Source organism: Caulobacter sp. LARHSG274 (genome assembly GCF_052871235.1).
The window spans coordinates 1-14,390 of the sequence record NZ_JBIXJO010000024.1; the positions used below are offsets into that span (position 1 = coordinate 1).

13 protein-coding genes and 1 pseudogene are annotated in these 14,390 nt (G+C 69.8%); 3 read left to right on the forward strand and 11 right to left on the reverse strand.

Annotated elements, in window-relative coordinates:
- Positions 1-237 precede the first annotated feature (237 nt).
- Together ACIPQB_RS23615 and ACIPQB_RS23620 are read right to left on the reverse strand one after the other, a co-directional pair.
- Positions 238-663, reverse strand: coding sequence for a SufE family protein (locus ACIPQB_RS23615; protein WP_446487692.1), 426 nt, complete (start codon positions 661-663; stop codon positions 238-240).
- 77 nt (positions 664-740) lie between these two features.
- On the reverse strand, positions 741-1,616 hold the full coding sequence (locus ACIPQB_RS23620; RefSeq protein WP_446487693.1) for a sensor histidine kinase: 876 nt from the start codon (positions 1,614-1,616) through the stop codon (positions 741-743).
- Positions 1,617-1,802: 186 nt separating this feature from the next.
- Here ACIPQB_RS23620 and divJ point away from each other — a divergent pair, with 186 nt between their 5' ends.
- On the forward strand, positions 1,803-3,560 hold the full coding sequence (divJ, locus tag ACIPQB_RS23625; RefSeq protein WP_446487694.1) for a cell cycle sensor histidine kinase DivJ: 1,758 nt from the start codon (positions 1,803-1,805) through the stop codon (positions 3,558-3,560).
- Positions 3,561-3,734: 174 nt separating this feature from the next.
- Here divJ and ACIPQB_RS23630 read toward each other — a convergent pair whose 3' ends face one another.
- On the reverse strand, positions 3,735-4,496 hold the full coding sequence (locus tag ACIPQB_RS23630; protein WP_446487736.1) for a hypothetical protein: 762 nt from the start codon (positions 4,494-4,496) through the stop codon (positions 3,735-3,737).
- Positions 4,497-4,776: 280 nt separating this feature from the next.
- On the opposite strand from ACIPQB_RS23630, the gene ACIPQB_RS23635 reads away from it, so the two are divergent.
- On the forward strand, positions 4,777-5,115 hold the full coding sequence (locus ACIPQB_RS23635; protein WP_446487695.1) for a DUF1491 family protein: 339 nt from the start codon (positions 4,777-4,779) through the stop codon (positions 5,113-5,115).
- Positions 5,116-5,119: 4 nt separating this feature from the next.
- Here the strand turns inward: ACIPQB_RS23635 and ACIPQB_RS23640 are convergent, their stop codons facing one another.
- Positions 5,120-7,075 carry an HWE histidine kinase domain-containing protein gene (locus ACIPQB_RS23640; RefSeq protein WP_446487696.1) on the reverse strand — a complete coding sequence of 652 codons (1,956 nt, stop codon included), beginning with the start codon at positions 7,073-7,075 and terminating at the stop codon, positions 5,120-5,122.
- A gap of 85 nt (positions 7,076-7,160) precedes the next feature.
- Positions 7,161-7,841 carry a 2OG-Fe dioxygenase family protein gene (locus tag ACIPQB_RS23645; RefSeq protein WP_446487737.1) on the reverse strand — a complete coding sequence of 227 codons (681 nt, stop codon included), beginning with the start codon at positions 7,839-7,841 and terminating at the stop codon, positions 7,161-7,163.
- A 304-nt stretch (positions 7,842-8,145) separates the two neighbouring features.
- On the opposite strand from ACIPQB_RS23645, the gene ACIPQB_RS23650 reads away from it, so the two are divergent.
- Positions 8,146-8,526 (forward strand): hypothetical protein, encoded by a 381-nt coding sequence (locus ACIPQB_RS23650; RefSeq protein WP_446487697.1) that lies wholly within the window; start codon positions 8,146-8,148, stop codon positions 8,524-8,526.
- A gap of 37 nt (positions 8,527-8,563) precedes the next feature.
- On the opposite strand, the gene ACIPQB_RS23655 is transcribed toward ACIPQB_RS23650, so the two are convergent.
- The 6 genes and pseudogenes from ACIPQB_RS23655 to ACIPQB_RS23680 form a co-directional block, all read right to left on the reverse strand.
- Positions 8,564-8,704, reverse strand: a complete 141-nt coding sequence (locus tag ACIPQB_RS23655; RefSeq protein WP_446487698.1) for a hypothetical protein — start codon at positions 8,702-8,704, stop codon at positions 8,564-8,566.
- A gap of 253 nt (positions 8,705-8,957) precedes the next feature.
- Positions 8,958-10,559, reverse strand: coding sequence for a carboxylesterase/lipase family protein (locus ACIPQB_RS23660; RefSeq protein WP_446487699.1), 1,602 nt, complete (start codon positions 10,557-10,559; stop codon positions 8,958-8,960).
- Positions 10,560-10,971: 412 nt separating this feature from the next.
- Entirely contained in the window at positions 10,972-12,303 is a 1,332-nt protein-coding gene (locus ACIPQB_RS23665) for a glycoside hydrolase 5 family protein (RefSeq protein WP_446487700.1), read from the reverse strand.
- A gap of 36 nt (positions 12,304-12,339) precedes the next feature.
- Positions 12,340-13,710 carry an alpha/beta hydrolase family protein gene (locus ACIPQB_RS23670; protein ID WP_446487701.1) on the reverse strand — a complete coding sequence of 457 codons (1,371 nt, stop codon included), beginning with the start codon at positions 13,708-13,710 and terminating at the stop codon, positions 12,340-12,342.
- 124 nt (positions 13,711-13,834) lie between these two features.
- A pseudogene (locus ACIPQB_RS23675) lies at positions 13,835-14,115 on the reverse strand (type II toxin-antitoxin system RelE/ParE family toxin).
- Positions 14,112-14,372 (reverse strand): antitoxin, encoded by a 261-nt coding sequence (locus ACIPQB_RS23680; RefSeq protein WP_446487702.1) that lies wholly within the window; start codon positions 14,370-14,372, stop codon positions 14,112-14,114. Before ACIPQB_RS23680 ends, ACIPQB_RS23675 begins: the two are co-directional and overlap by 4 nt.
- Positions 14,373-14,390 lie beyond the last annotated feature (18 nt).

Below are 14,390 nucleotides of genomic sequence, written 5' to 3' on the forward strand. Positions count from 1 at the left end.
GCTCCGCCTCTTCCAACTCCACCGCCGGCAACTCCCGACCCACCATCCCGCAGCCTCCCTAAAACCAAGAGAGTCTGTCACGACTGAGTCGATACCGAGTCCGCGAACTTCTGAGTCAGGACACTAGAGCATGATAATCGTGAACTGAAACGGTCATCCCCTAATCCGTCTCCCCGGCCTTCGCCGGGGAGACGGAGGAAGAGGGAAAGAGCGATTCCGCCGTCCATCATCCTGCCGCTAGCCGGCCAGGGCGCTCGCGTCCCTCTGGATGCGGGCGACCATGGCCTTCAGGCCGTTGGAGCGCTGCGAGGACAGGGCCTCGGACAGGCCCAGCCGGGCCATGGCGGCGGCGGCGTCGAAGCTGGCGATGTCGCGGGCCGGGCGGCCCGAATAGAGCCGCAGCAGGATGGCGATCAGGCCGCTGACGATGTGGGCGTCGCTGTCGCCGCGGAACCGGATCGTGCCGTCGGCCTGGGGCTCGGTCACCAGCCAGACCTGGCTGGCGCAGCCGCGCACCTTGTTGGCTTCCGAGTGCTCGGCCTCGGTCAGGGGCGCGAGTTCGCGGCCCAGCTCGATCACGTAGCGATAGCGCTCCTCCCAGTCGCCGAGGAGCTCGAACTCGTCGGCCAGCTCGTCGAGGGCGGCGTCGATGGGGCGTTGCATGACCGGGGACTTAGTGCGCGCGGCCGCAAAGGGAAAGGCGGTTTCGTCGATTATCGCGCCGTCGGGGCTGTCGGGACTTAAGGGTGGGCGCGGGCGAGGCCGGCCCGGCCGTGGGCCTCGGGGAGGGTGACCACGGCGGTGAAGCCCTGGCCCGGCGCCGATTTCAACCGCAGGGCGCCGCCCATCGCCCGGGCCAGCAGGTCGACGATCGGCAGGCCCAGGCCCGCCCCTTCCGAGGCGCGGGTCAGGGTGCTGCCGCCCTGCTCGAAGGGCCGGATCAGCCGGGGCAGGTCGATCGGATCGACGCCGTCGCCATGGTCGCGGATTGCGATCTCGATCATAGCGCCGGGAACCTGCCGCGCCTCGATCACCACCATGCCGCCCTGCGGCGAGTGGGTGACGGCGTTTTGCAGCAGGTTGGTCAGGATGGTGCGCAGGCCGCGGCCGTCGGCCTTCAGGCCGGGCAGCAGGCCGACTTCCGGGGCGATGATGTTGATCTCGCGCGTCCGGGCCTCGCCGCGCAGCTGGAGGATCACGTCCTCGACGGCTTCGTCCAGGTCCTGCGCGCCGAGGTCCAGGTCGGTGACATGGCCTTCCAGTCGGGCGATCTCGACGATCTGGTTGACCAGCCGCAGCAGCTTTTGGCCGCTGTCGTGCACCAGCTGGGCGTATTCCTTGTACTGCGGCGCGCCCAAAGGCCCGTAGAGCTCGCAGGATAGGATCTCGGAGAAGCCGATCACCGCGTTGAGCGGGGTGCGCAGCTCGTGGCTGACCATGCGCAGGAACGACCGCTTCTGCTCGTCCAGCGCCTGCTTGCGGCGCACGCGGGCGGCCGCGCGGCGAAAGGTCGCGGTCTGGGCCATCGATCCCAGCTCGGCCCCGGTCCCGGTCCCGGCGTTTTCGCGGGACGTCTCGACGGGAGACGTTTCGTCATGGGTCGCCAAAGGCGGCATAAGCAACTCCCGGACCTTCTGTCCGACACTCTCGGTGAACCACCGTGAACCATCCCGCTTACGAATCCGTTTCCGTCCACAGGAAGCTCGGGCGTTAAGGATCGCCCGCCGATTGTGCGGCCTTGGGCCAGGGGCCGGCTCGCGTTAAGCTTTGACGACGAAGCAGCGGAAGGGATTCTCGCGGCCTTGGCCAATGACGGCGCCCCGTTCCAGTCCGACCGGCTCAAGCCGGGCCAGGCCGCGTCCTCGACGCCGGACTTCGATGCGGCGCGACTGTGGCGGCTGGGCTGGCTGGCGACGGTGACCCTGGCGGCCGCGGCGGTGGCGTTCACCTCCGGCGTCGTCGGCGTCCATGTCTGGCTGGCCCTGGCGGCCGGGGCGCTTCCCGCCCTGGCGGCGCTTGTAGCCGGCGACCGGCGAGACGAGCGCCTGCAATCGCTGATCCTGGTGCTGTGGGCGGTCTGCGGCGCCGGCGCGGCGGTGGTGACCGGCGGCGTTTCCGGGGCGATGAGCGCCTGGATCCTGGCCCCGGTCGCGGCGGCCTCGACCCTGGCCTCGCCGCGCCGCCTGGCCGAGGGCGCGAGCCTGGCCCTGATGGGCGGAGCGGTCGCGGCCCTGACCCAGGTCTCGGGCCAGGCGCCGCCGGCCCCGACCGGCGCCCTGGCCTTCATCCTCGGCTTTCTGTCGGTGGCGACCACGGGGGTGGGTCTGGCCGCCGGCCTGATCCTCACCCATCGCCGGGCCGGCGAACGCGACAGCCGCCACCTGGGCGAGCTGAACATCCTGCAGACCCTGGTCGACGGCGCGCCGCAGCTGCTGCTGGTGATCACCAGCCAGGGCCAGATCCGGACCGTGCGCGGGGCCCCGCCGCGCGGCGTCGGCAACCTCGACCTGGCCAGCGAAGGACTGGCCTCGGCCGCGGCGGCCGGCGACCGCCAGAAGATCAGCGCCGCCCTGATCGAGGCCGTCCACGGCGGCGAGGCCACCGTCGCCTTCGCGCCGCTGCTGGACCCGAGCCGCACCGTCTGCCTGGAGCTGCGCCAGGTCTCGCCCGATCTGCTGGTCGGGGTGATGCGCGACGCCACGGTGGACAAGGCCCGCGAGACCGCCCTGCAACGGGCCCGAGCCGAGGCGGAGGGCCTGGCCGCCGGCCGCGCCCGCTTCCTGGCCAATATGAGCCACGAGCTGCGCACGCCGCTGAACGCCATCATGGGCTTTTCCGACATCATGCGGGCCCGGATGTTCGGACCCCTGAGCGACCGATATGGCGAATATGCCGAGCTGATCCATGAATCGGGCCGTCACCTGCTGGACCTGATCAATGACGTGCTCGACATGTCGAAGATCGAGGCCGAGCGCTTCGAGCTGACGCGCGGCGAGTTCGACGCCCGCGAGGCGGTCACCGCGGCCATGCGCCTGCTGCGCACCCAGGCCGACGCGGCCGGGGTGAAGCTGCGCGGGGTGCTGCCGCCGGCCGAGCTGGAGGTCGACGCCGACCGCCGGGCGCTCAAGCAGATCGTGCTGAACCTGGTGTCCAACGCCCTGAAGTTCACCCCGCGCGGCGGCCAGGTGATCGTCAGCGTCGATGGTCATGACGGCCAGCTCGAACTGGTGGTGGCCGACACCGGGGTCGGCATCAGTCCCGAGGACCTGGAGCGCTTGGGCCGTCCCTACGAACAGGCCGGCGGCGTCGAGCAGCGGGCCCGGGGCACCGGCCTTGGCCTTTCGCTGGTGCGGGCCTTCGCCAAGCTGCACGGCGGCGAGATGAACATCGAAAGCCGCCTGGGCGCAGGGACCAGCGTCTCGGTGCGGATGCCGGTGCTGCTCAAGGCGCTACGGCCGGCGAAGGAGCCGCCGCTGCTGGAGTCGCTGGCCGAAGCCGATCCGGAGCCGGAGTCGCCCTTCCTGGGCCCGAACGTCGTTAAGTTCGCCCCGCCGCGATAGGGGCGCGCGCCTAGAACGGTTTGCTTCAAGTTGAACGGCGCTTCTCGAAACCCCGTCTCCCCGGCGAAGGCCGGGGCCCAGGTGAAACCCACGGGCCGCTCAGGATGAATCTGGGTCCGGCCTTCGCCGGGAAGACGGAGGAGGGGGAGAGCGCATCGATCTAAATCAATTGCTCTAGCGCAGGAACGCCCGTCCGGCCGCGAAATCCCCGACCTCGACATAGGCGCGGCGGACCACGTCGACGCCGCCGCGGCTGGTGAACACGAACTCCACCGTCGCCGTCTCGCGCGGGTCCAGCCGGCTCAGGGCCTCGCTGGCCTCGCCGGGGAAGCGGAACGCCAGGCCGGTCTTGGCGCCGGTCGGCAGCAGGGTGGGCGGGGCCATGTCGCGGGTCTCGGCCCCGAACACCCGGCTGGCGCTGCGCGGCGCGGCGTTGGCGGCCAGGCCCATGGCGTTGCGGGCGTTCAGATAGGGCCCCTGGGTGCGCAGGGTGTCGCGCAGCACCAGACGGGCGGCGTAGGGCTGGGCGCCGTCGGCGAAACTGGCCACGGCCAGCATCTGGTTGCCCCGTCCGACCAGGCCGAACACCAGCCGGTCGCCGCCGAAGCCGGCCGGCTGCGATAGCCGCCACATCGGTATGGTCGCCGAGACCGAACGGTCGGCCTGCCAGGTCGCCCGGTCGCCGGGATAGGTCATGCGCAGCATCGTCGAATAGCCGTCGAAGGCCTGGCGGACGCGGCCGGCGGCGGTGGTCAGGTCCTTGGACCCGCAAGGCGCGGTTCCGGCCTTGGCGCGAGCGCGGGCCTCGAGCGCGCTGACCTGGTCCTCGCTGGCGCCGGACCGCAGGGTCGCGCCGCGGGCCTGGGCGCGAGCGGCGTCGAGCGCCGAGCCGACGGCGGGCTTGAACAGCCGGCAGCGGGCGTCGGCCGAAGTCATCAGCGTGCGTTCATAGAGCTGGTCGGCGGCGGCGGCGTGGACCTGCGTGCCGACGGCCAGCACGGCGACCGCGACGGAAATTCCTGGCCACGACGTCGCCTTGACGGCTCGAGCCTTTCCCTTTCGAATGAAATTCGAAGCGGACAAAAAGGCTCGACAATAGGCGATCAAGCGCGCGTAAACGCCCGCTGGGGTCTTCTTCGACGTCATTTTCTCGTATTCTGCGAGAGAGCGGTTTCAGGGGCAGTCTACGAGCCCCAAGGTTGCGGTTCAGTTAGCGATGCTTCTTTCGACCGATATCTGGGTGGGCGCGCTGATCCGTCGCGCCGAGCTGGGCGGCGCCTTCGCCATGGTGGCGCGCAAGGGCGACCCGCGGGCCGGGGCGGTGCTGGTCAAGGCCGTGGACCGGCGGGCCGGCACGGCGCGGCTCTATAGCGAGGCGACGCGCGGCGACGGCGAGCGGTTCTGGATGCAGCCGGTGCGCTCGGCCTTCGAGCCCGACCTCGACGCCTATGCCGAACGCGCCGCCCGGATCGATCCGGACATCTGGCTGGTCGAGATCGAAGACCGCGACGGCCGGCACTTCCTGACCGAGCCGGTGGAGGCCGACCCGGGCTGAGCGGTCAATCGACGAGCGACGCCATCTGGCTGGCCAGGGCGCCGAGCAGGGCGGCGGGTTGGGTCGGCTTGCACAGCACGGTCCCCTCGACGTCGGGTTCCTGGTAGCCGGTCAGATAGATGAACGGGATCGACCGTCGGCTCAGGGCCGAGGCCACGGGGGTGACCATCCGGCCGCCCAGATTGATGTCCAGCAGGGCGCGGTCGACGCCGCCGGCCTCGACCAGGGCCAGGGCGTCGTCGATGTCCCCGGCCGGGCCGATCACCTTGGCTCCGGCGGCGGTGAGGATATGGCTCAGCTCCATGGCCACCAGGACCTCGTCCTCGACGATCAGCACCCGTTGTCCGGCCAGGGCCCGGGCCGGATCGCCGACCGGACCGTCGGCGGTCGCGGACTTGGCCGGCGGGTCGAAATAGGGGATGGCGCCGCGCTCCAGCGTGATCCGGCAGACCAGGCCTTCCGGCGCCCAGTCGCGTTCGATCCGCGCGCCGATCTGGCGGCCGGCGTTGACGATCAGGGTGGCCCCGAAGCCTTGTCGCTTGGGCGGGGCCGCTGGCGGGCCGCCCGTCTCGCGCCAGGTCAGGACCAACTGGCGTTCCGGTCCCCAGCGCCAGTCGACCCGCAGGGCGCCGGCCTCGGTCGACAGGGCGCCGTACTTGCTGGCGTTGGTGGCCAGTTCGTGGATCACCAGGCCCAGGGACTGGGCGGCTTCGGCCTGGATCAGCACGGCCGGTCCGGCGATGCTCAGCCGCGCGTCGTGATCGGCGCCATAGGGCTCCAGCTCCTGCTGCAACAGGACGTCGAGCCGGGCGCCGCTCCAGCGGTTGCTCGACAGCAGGCTGTGCGAACGAGCCAGCGAGCCGATCCGCCCCGAAAGCGCGTCGACATACTGCTTCTTGCTCACGAACGGCGTCAGCTGGGCCAGGGACTGGACCACGGCCAGGACGTTCTTGGCCCGGTGATCGATCTCGCGGATCAGCAGGCGTTCGGTCTCCTCGGCCTGGCGGAGGGCGGCCTCGGAACGGGCCCGCTCGCTGGCCGTCCAGGCCAGTTCGGCCACGTCGGCGATGAAGGCCACGTCGTCGGCCGTCCAGGTCCGAGCGACGTCCTGGACGACATAGAGATAGGCCGTCAGCCGGCCCGCCTTGATCAGCGGGCAAGCCACATAGGCGCCGACGCGCAGCGGCGCATAGGCCCCTGCCAGGGCCGCCTGGGCCGTGCGCGGGTCCGTGGCGACGTCGAAGACCACGGTCTGTTGGCCGGCCCGCATCTCCGCGGCCATTTCCGGACCGAAGTCGTCGAGCACGTAGCGGTTGCCGATCAGGGGCGGGGCTCCGGCCGCGCCCCATTCGCCGACGATCTCGACCTGGACCGCGCCGCGGTCCAGCACGCCGTAGCCGACCTGCGAGACCTCGAGCCGCCGGCCCAGCGCCTCGCAGGCCTTGGTGATGACGGCGTCGGGATCGGGCTCCTCGCGCAGGCGACGGCCCAGGTCGAGCATCAGGGCCCGCCGGCGCTCGCGCTCCAGCAGTCGCGCCACCTCGGTCTCGGCCCGCTTGCGATCGGAAATGTCGCTGACCAGCACATAATAGCCGAGCACCGCGCCATCGGCGGCGATATCGGGCACGTAATGGGCTTCGATGTGGCGCGCGCCGACGCCGCGATAGGCCACCTCGCCCTCGAAGGTCAGGCGCTCCCCGCCCAGGGCCCGGGCCACATGGCCCTTGACCCGCTCATAGGCGGCCTCGCCCAGCACGTCGCGGAGGGTGCGCCCCTCGATGGCGCTGCGTTCGACGCCGAACCACTCCTCATAGGCGCGGTTGACGAAACGATAGCGCTCCTCGGCGTCCAGATAGCCGATCAGGATCGGCACGGCGTCGGCCATGCTCGCGGAGAACAGCGCCCGACTGGCGCTGTGTTCCACCGTTCCGGGCGCGTGCGGAGAACCTGAATTGGTCATGCGGGGGGAGAAACTCGTGAGCACTCGGCGCGGAACCTGGCATGGGCGGTAACGGCAAACGAGTGTGGCATACGGTCGCGGCAACCTATAGGAGTGTTCGGCCGGGCGGAAGCGCGTTCTCGCGGCGGAAGGTCGCCACCAGCACGTCGCGACGGGCGGGCGCGCCGGGCTCCAGCGGATGGATCGCGGTCACCCCGTGCAGCACGCGGTGGTCGTCGAGAAACACGGCGTCACGCGGCTGCTCCAGGGTAAAGGCGCCCAGGCGGGCGCCGTCGGGGGCGAAGATGTCGGTGACGCCGCTGGCCACATTGTGGCGGTTGACCAGCATGACGATTACCCAATCGACCCCGTCGCGGTGCGCGCCCTCGGGAGTCGGCAGGCCGGCCTCGCCGTCGCCCGCCTCGATCCGGAACTGGTGCAACTCGACGTGCCAGGTCGGCGGCGGATCGGCGGTCAGCGGCTGGAACAGGGCCAGGCCCTCGCGCAGCAAGGCCTGGACCACCGCATGATCGGCGATGGCGTCGTGGATCGGCGCGAACCAGCGCTGCACGCCGCCGTTCAGGCCGTTGTAGTCACGGCTCTGATAGTGCGGCTGGTGGGGCTTGCGGACTACGCTGGCGGGGTCGGCGGTGACCGAGAAGGCGGCAAACCGCCGCCGCCGATAGCGGCCGCCGTCGGCCATGAAACGGTCCAGGCCCAGGTCGTTCCAGCTGTCGGCGAAGGTCTCCCAGCTGGCCAGCGCCTCGGCGCCGAGCAGGGCGTCCATGCGTTTCGGCGGCAAGTGGTGGAAGCCGAAGTCCTGCAGGGCGGCGGCGATATCCGTACGATCCAATTCGGCGGCCCTTGATCAAGCGGTGCTGGACCTCAGATGGCGTCTGCGGACGAACGGCCAAGCCTGGACCGCAAAGAAAGGCGGTGAAATCGGGTGGAGGATGCCGGATGGCGACACCGCAGGCTGTTTCTTCCCCGGTTAACCGTGCTCCTAAACCTGGGCGAAAGCCCGTTGCGGCAGGATGATGCGGATCCTTCCCGGACGTCTTCCCGTCGCCGCCAAACCTCACCAGGGTCTGATGCTGTTCCTGCTTAACGACGTCATCCTCAGCTTCGATCCGGCCGAACTGACGCCGCCGATCGCCCGTGACCAGTTCGCCAAGCTGTCGCTGCACTATGTCGGCAAGCTGGGGCAGGAGCTGTATGCGGCCGAGCCGCTGTTGCACCACAAGGACCTGGAAAAGGCGCGGCGCCTGGCCGCCCTGATCATCGGCAAGGCTCCAGAGGTCAATGCGGCCCTGTTCATCGCGCCGTCGCGCGGCTGCCTGGTCGACCAGGTGCAGGTGCGCTACGCCCAGCTAGGGCTGGAAATCATGGGGTCGTTGTTCGAACGCCAGAAGGTGGGGGCCTTGAGCAATCTGGAAGCGGACCGACAGGTCTGGCGGCGCCTGGCGGCCTAGCCGGCGCGTCCTTATCCCCCGCGGGCGGGCCTGGCTGTCAGAACAGCAGGCCGATCAGCCCGAACAACCAGCTCAGCACGATCGCGGCGAGCACCAGACCGGCGATCGTGACGCCCATGCAGAGCGCGCTGCCTTGTGGAGTGCATGCACCCCGCGCGTAGCGCGGATCGTGGACCATAACCATCGTTGTTTCCTCATGCGCGGCCGTCCTCTTCGGGCGCAAGTCCGCAATGGCTGGAGCATGACTCTAAAACCCCACGATGCCTAGGGCTGTTGCTGCGACATTTTCGTATTCTAGGTACGGTTGCGAATGTCGGGTTTTCCGCACCCTGCAGCAATGTCTGGATGACTGGGTCTTGTCGGTCGGCGTCGTGCAGAAGCCGAAATCAGATCCTCTGAAAGGCCCGCCGGACGGTGAACATCGTCGGGTTTTAGGTCCCGAACTGCGTGAACGGGACCTTGTTGAACAGCGCGCGCTCGGCCCCGCGGGGGTCGTCCTGCATCCGGGCGGCGTTGTCGAACACCAGGGTCTGGCGGCGGGGCAGGGTGTAGGGCTCCCATTGCGGGATCGCCGCGCAGTTGGGGTCGCCAGTCCGGGCGAAGGCGATGAAGGCGTCAGCCAGGCGCTCGTGCATGGCCACTGCGTCCGGTCCGGAACCGGTGATCACCTCCGGCGCATCGAAATTGCCGAACACCAGTTGCATGTCCAAGGTATGGGGGGCGCCCCAGACGCCGCCGTCCTTGGGCGCGCGCCAGTCCAGCTGGTAGACGAAGGCCGGAGCGCCGGCCTTGGTGCGTTCCTCGGCCTGGATGATCGCCGCCTTCCACGAGCGGCCGGCGGTCGAGGCGGCGAAATAGACGTCGGATGGCGAATAGGCCGGATAGATCCGGCGATAGGCCGCCACCACCGTGGCCGGGTCGATATCGACGCGGGCGTTGAACTGGGCCGGCAGCCTGGCGACCACCTGCTCCCAGGTCATCTCCAGCAGGCGCTTGTCATAGCCGACGAAGCCGCGGGTTTCGTCATGGGTGTTGCCGCAGATCATCGGCACCGACAGGCCGGTCGGGGCGGCGTCGGGGAAGAACGGGTGCCGGGTCAGCGACCGCTCGTCCAGCACCGGGCCCATATAGACGCCGCCGCCGCCGGCGATTGGATCGACGGCCTTCAGGCCGCCCAGGAGCTGGTCGGCGGGCAGGGCGCGCAGGGCGGTTAGGTCCTTGATCCCCAGCTTGCCGAGGAAGCCCTGGGCGCGCCGGGTGGCGTTGAACGGGCCGGCGGCGGTGACCTGCTGGCCGCTCATGGTCGCGGCGCGGTGGAACAGGCCCTGGGCGGCCGGCATGGCCATCAGGGTGGCGATCTTGGCGCCGCCGCCCGACTGGCCGAACAGCATGACCTTGCCCGGATCGCCGCCGAACGCGGCGATGTTGTCGCGCACCCATTGCAGGGCCAGCACCAGGTCCAGCTGGCCGGTGTTGCCGCTGTCGGCCACCGACGGATCGTCGAACAGCCGGGCCAGGTACAGGTAGCCGAAGGCGTTGAGGCGGTGGTTGACGGTGACCACCACCACGTCGCCGCGCTTGGCCAGCTTGGTCCCGTCGTACCAGGGGCTGGCCCCTGAGCCGGTGTTGTAGGCCCCGCCATGGATGTAGACCATCACCGGCCGTTTCCGGCCGTCGGCCCTCTTGTCGAGGGGGGCCGGGGTCCAGACATTGAGGAACAGGCAGTCCTCGCTCAGGGCCTCGCCCGGTTCGCCCTTGCCCTGCGGACAGGCCGGGCCATAGGCCAGGGCGTCGTGGACTCCGGTCCAGGGCTGCGCCGACTGCGGCGGCATGAAGCGCAGCGGCGCGGTGTCGGCCCCGTAGCGCAGGCCCTTGAACACCTGGACGCCGCCGAGGCCGGCGCCGCGCACCTTGCCGGCGGCCGTGGCCACGACCGGGCCGGGGCGGGCGGCGAGGGCGGGGCTCGAGGCCAGCGCCAGGGCGGCGCCCGCGCCGGCGAACAGGCCGCGTCGGCCGATGTCGGGATGGTCCATGGCTTCCTCCGGCGCGGTTGGCTCGCGCTCGGCAGAATCGCTACCACAGATCATGACACCGGTAACAATCCCTTTTTCTTGGGATGTGTCGGCCCTTCTTTCCCCGATCGTCCCGTGCGTTGAGGGGCGTGCGGTGTTGGCTCATGCTGATCAACAAAGGAGATCTGCATGCTCACCTGCAACACACAAAACACCGGCGCTGGCGTCTATCTGACGTTAATCGGAGACGTAGAGGTCGCCCAGCCCACCGGTAGGCCCGCTAGCATTGCCCTTAAGCCAAGGCATGGCGCACGTCCTGATCAACTCGTCCAACTCGCGATGCTTCTCGAAGAGCTAATCGATAGTGCATTCGTGGATCGGTAATCCATTCTCACGTGCCCAGCCTGGACCATCGACAAAGAAAGCTTGAGCGCTATAGCGCCGCCACCGCCTCCGCATGGGCCCGCACCACAGCCAGGGTCGAGGCGTCGGCGTCGAACACCCCGAACAGGCCCTGCTCCTCCTGCGGCGGATCGCCGACATAGGCGCGGTCGCCCATCTTGAACCAGGCGTCCGGGTGCAGCGCCCGGCCTTCGCCGTTCCAGGCCCAGAAGTTGCTGCCGGCGATGGGGCCGCCGGCCTTCATGTCGGCCAGGACCAGCTCGAAGATCGTTCCATAGAACCGATCCTTGTAGGTGGCCGGCGCGCCGGGGGTGAAGGCGCGGTTGTCGCGGATCAGGCCGAACTCCTCGATCACCAGCGGCTTGTGCAGCGCCTTGGCCAGGGCGATGTGGCGGGCGACGTAGTCGCGGCACCTGGCCTCGCCGGCCGCATAGGTTCCCGGCTGGTCCTTGAAGTCGATCCAGCCCCAGTTGTTGGGCCAGACGTGCAGGGTCAGGTAGTCGATGCTGGCCGGCTTGTGGGCCTCGACGACGCAGACCTCGCGCTGCAGGCAGCCCATGTCGCCCTCGCTGCCGGTGGTCACCAGGTGGCGGCCGTCCAGCGACTTGATGAAGGCCGAGGTTTCGGCGATCCAGCGATAATAGGTCGGCAGGTTGGCGACGCCGAAGGCCTCGCTGCCGCCCGGCCGCGGTTCGTTGGCCAGCTGCCAGGCCATGATCGTCGGGTCGTCGCGATAGGGCTTGCCGGTGACGCTGCTGGTGCGGGTGACCAGGGCGCGGACATAGTGGCGGAACAGAGCCTGGGCCTTGGCGTCGCCGTAGAAGCGGGCCGAATAGTCGGCGAACTGCGGCCAGGGATGGGCCGGGTCGCCCTGCTGGAACCACTCGCCATTGCCGGTCCAGCGCAGATAGGCCGGCATGCCGCCCGACCAGTCCCAGAAGTTGTTCAGATAGATCACCGCCTTCATGCCGCGCCGGCCCATCTCCGCCAACAGCACGTCCAGGCCCTTGAGCAGGTTCTGGTCATAGTCCTCGCCCGGGCCGCGGAAGGTCGGGTCGATGGCCACCTTGGCCGGCGAGCGCTCGCCTGCGCCCAGCACCCGCAGATTGGTGACGCCCAGCGCCTTGAGCCGGTCCAGTTCGCGCCCCAGCCGCGCCCGGTCGCCTTCGGGTCCCGGCGAGCCCAGCCAGGCCCCGTACCAGAGGTTGGAGCCGACGAAGCGGTAGGGCTTGCCGTCGAGCGACAGATGGCCGTCCCGGACGGTGACGAAGCCCTTGGCGGTTGTGGCGGCCCGCGAAGTCTGCGCCCCGCCGGCGATCATGGCGGCGGCGCCGGCCAGCATCAGATGGCGTCTCGACAGCATGTTTCACTCCCTTGTTCTGGCCAGGCTACCGGCGCCCTAGCGCCGCGTCGCTCGCGCCGTGACCCAGTCGACGATCAGGGCCAGCGCCGCTGGGGCCATGGTCTCCTCGATCGCGCCATAGCCCTCCGGCTGGCCGGCCGGCGCGGTCTGCAGCAGGTGGTTGAGGCCGGGCAGTTCGCGGACCGTGGCGTCGGGATTGCGGGCCAGGGCGGCGCGGATCGGCGGCAGGTTGATGGCCGGCACGATGTTGAGGTCCAGGCCGCCATTGACGTCCAGCACCGGGCATTTCAGCGCCTGCAGCGCCGGGACCGGGTCGCTGGCCAGGAACGCCCGCATCCACGGCAGGGACAGCACCGCCGCCTTGCGCTGGGCGAGGGGCTCCGGCGCGCCATTGGCCTGGAACAGGGCGACCAGCTTGGTCCGGGCGACGGCGGGATCGGCCTCGGCCTCGACCAGGTCGTAGGCGGCGCGGTTCTCGGCGGTGGCGGCGTCGACCTGGGCGACGGATGCGCCATGGGCCAGCATCAGGGCGCGGTTCTGGCTGAGCATCACCCGTTCTCCGCTCGCCCCCGGGGCGCCGATCATCGCCACGAAGGCGATGCGCGGGTCCTTGGCCGCCACCATCGGCGCGATCAGGCCGCCCTCGCTGTGGCCGAATAGGCCGACCCGGTCCGGATCGATGTCCTGGCGCGCCCGCAGGAAGGCCACGCCGGCCTCGACGTCGGTGGCGAAGTCGGCGCTGGTCACGCCCATGATGGTCTCGCCCGCTTCCGAGCCGCCGGCCCCGCGATCGTCGACCCGCAGCACGGCCACGCCCCGGCGGGTCAGGGCGTCGGCCAGCAGCAGGAACGGCTTGTGGCCCTGGATGGTCTCGTCACGGTCCTGCGTGCCCGAGCCGGTGATCATCAGGGCCACGGGGAAAGGGCCGGGACCGTTCGGCAGGGTCAGGGTCCCGGCCAGCTTCAGACCCGAGGCGGGATTGACGTAGCTCACCTCCTCGGCCCGGTAGGGGAAGGGCGGCTTGGGCGTCTGCGGGCGCTTGGCGGCGGCCGGCGCGGTGCGGGTGAAGGTCAGGGGCGCCGCGCCGCCGCCCTGCCGCCACTGGCCGACCAGGCTGGCGCCGTCGGCGGACACCGCGCCCTCGAACCGCGCGGCCCGCGCGGCCAGGACCACCGTCACCGTCGAGCCGGCCAGGCTGATGCTGGCCGGCAGGCCCGCGGCGCCCTGCGACGGGCTGTCGATGGCGCCGGTCCCGTCCGCCTTGACGTGCAGCACCACCGGGATCTTCGCCCCGGCGTTCAACGTCCCGTACCAGTCGCCGAGGATCGGCGTCAGGTCCTGCGCGCTAGCGGCCAGGGGTGTCGCCGTCGCCACGATCGCAAGCAGGGTCGCATGGATGAGCCGCATGATCAGTTCCCGACAGGCCTTCAGGCGGGCGGATCATAGGCACGGCTTTGCGCCCCTGGGTAGAGCGGATGTGGTCTCGGAAACCGTATCGGCCCGACGCGGTCGCAGTCTCGCGCGATGGGGATCAGCGCGGACGCTGTTCGAGCCCATGCCATATTCGTGTGATGATGATCCGGTCGGCGGTGACCCGATAGCGGATGATGTAGGCGCTTTGGCGAACGGCAGGTTCACTTCGCGGGTCGTGGGGCCGACGGCGCGACCTCTGAGAGAGGATATTCCATCAAGCTGATGTTCAAGAAGATTCCCGAAACGCGCGGCGACGGCGGGGTCATATTCCATCAGTCTCTGGTTGAGGCGATCGGCATCCTTGGCCGCCCGAGGAGAGACGATAATGGAATAGATCACCCTTCGCGGCCGCCGAACTTTCGCAGCCGCGCCTGAAACTCGGGCCAGGAAATGGCGTCGCCCGTGCGCTCGACCTCGTCGGCTATGGCCTCGTCGATGGCCGGATCCGGATCGATCCAGCCAGGCGCGCGCTCCGCGAGCCCTTGGTCGATCAGCAGGGCGGCGTAGTCTTCCGGCGACATGCCGAGCAGATCCGCCGCCGCCTTCAGCCGGGCCGCCCGCTCTGAGTCCAGATGAATATCGAAGCCATCGGCCATGGACGAAGAATCCAATTC

What these genes read in the sequence shown, in the direction of transcription:
- ACIPQB_RS23655 (WP_446487698.1), bottom strand. Translation starts at nt 8,704, where the DNA reads ATGGTCCACGATCCGCGCTACGCGCGGGGTGCATGCACTCCACAAGGC.
- ACIPQB_RS23620 (WP_446487693.1), bottom strand. Translation starts at nt 1,616, where the DNA reads ATGCCGCCTTTGGCGACCCATGACGAAACGTCTCCCGTCGAGACGTCC.
- ACIPQB_RS23660 (WP_446487699.1), bottom strand. Translation starts at nt 10,559, where the DNA reads ATGGACCATCCCGACATCGGCCGACGCGGCCTGTTCGCCGGCGCGGGC.
- ACIPQB_RS23645 (WP_446487737.1), bottom strand. Translation starts at nt 7,841, where the DNA reads ATGGACGCCCTGCTCGGCGCCGAGGCGCTGGCCAGCTGGGAGACCTTC.
- ACIPQB_RS23640 (WP_446487696.1), bottom strand. Translation starts at nt 7,075, where the DNA reads ATGACCAATTCAGGTTCTCCGCACGCGCCCGGAACGGTGGAACACAGC.
- ACIPQB_RS23650 (WP_446487697.1), top strand. Translation starts at nt 8,146, where the DNA reads ATGCTGTTCCTGCTTAACGACGTCATCCTCAGCTTCGATCCGGCCGAA.
- ACIPQB_RS23635 (WP_446487695.1), top strand. Translation starts at nt 4,777, where the DNA reads ATGCTTCTTTCGACCGATATCTGGGTGGGCGCGCTGATCCGTCGCGCC.
- ACIPQB_RS23665 (WP_446487700.1), bottom strand. Translation starts at nt 12,303, where the DNA reads ATGCTGTCGAGACGCCATCTGATGCTGGCCGGCGCCGCCGCCATGATC.
- ACIPQB_RS23680 (WP_446487702.1), bottom strand. Translation starts at nt 14,372, where the DNA reads ATGGCCGATGGCTTCGATATTCATCTGGACTCAGAGCGGGCGGCCCGG.
- ACIPQB_RS23615 (WP_446487692.1), bottom strand. Translation starts at nt 663, where the DNA reads ATGCAACGCCCCATCGACGCCGCCCTCGACGAGCTGGCCGACGAGTTC.
- ACIPQB_RS23630 (WP_446487736.1), bottom strand. Translation starts at nt 4,496, where the DNA reads ATGACTTCGGCCGACGCCCGCTGCCGGCTGTTCAAGCCCGCCGTCGGC.
- ACIPQB_RS23670 (WP_446487701.1), bottom strand. Translation starts at nt 13,710, where the DNA reads ATGCGGCTCATCCATGCGACCCTGCTTGCGATCGTGGCGACGGCGACA.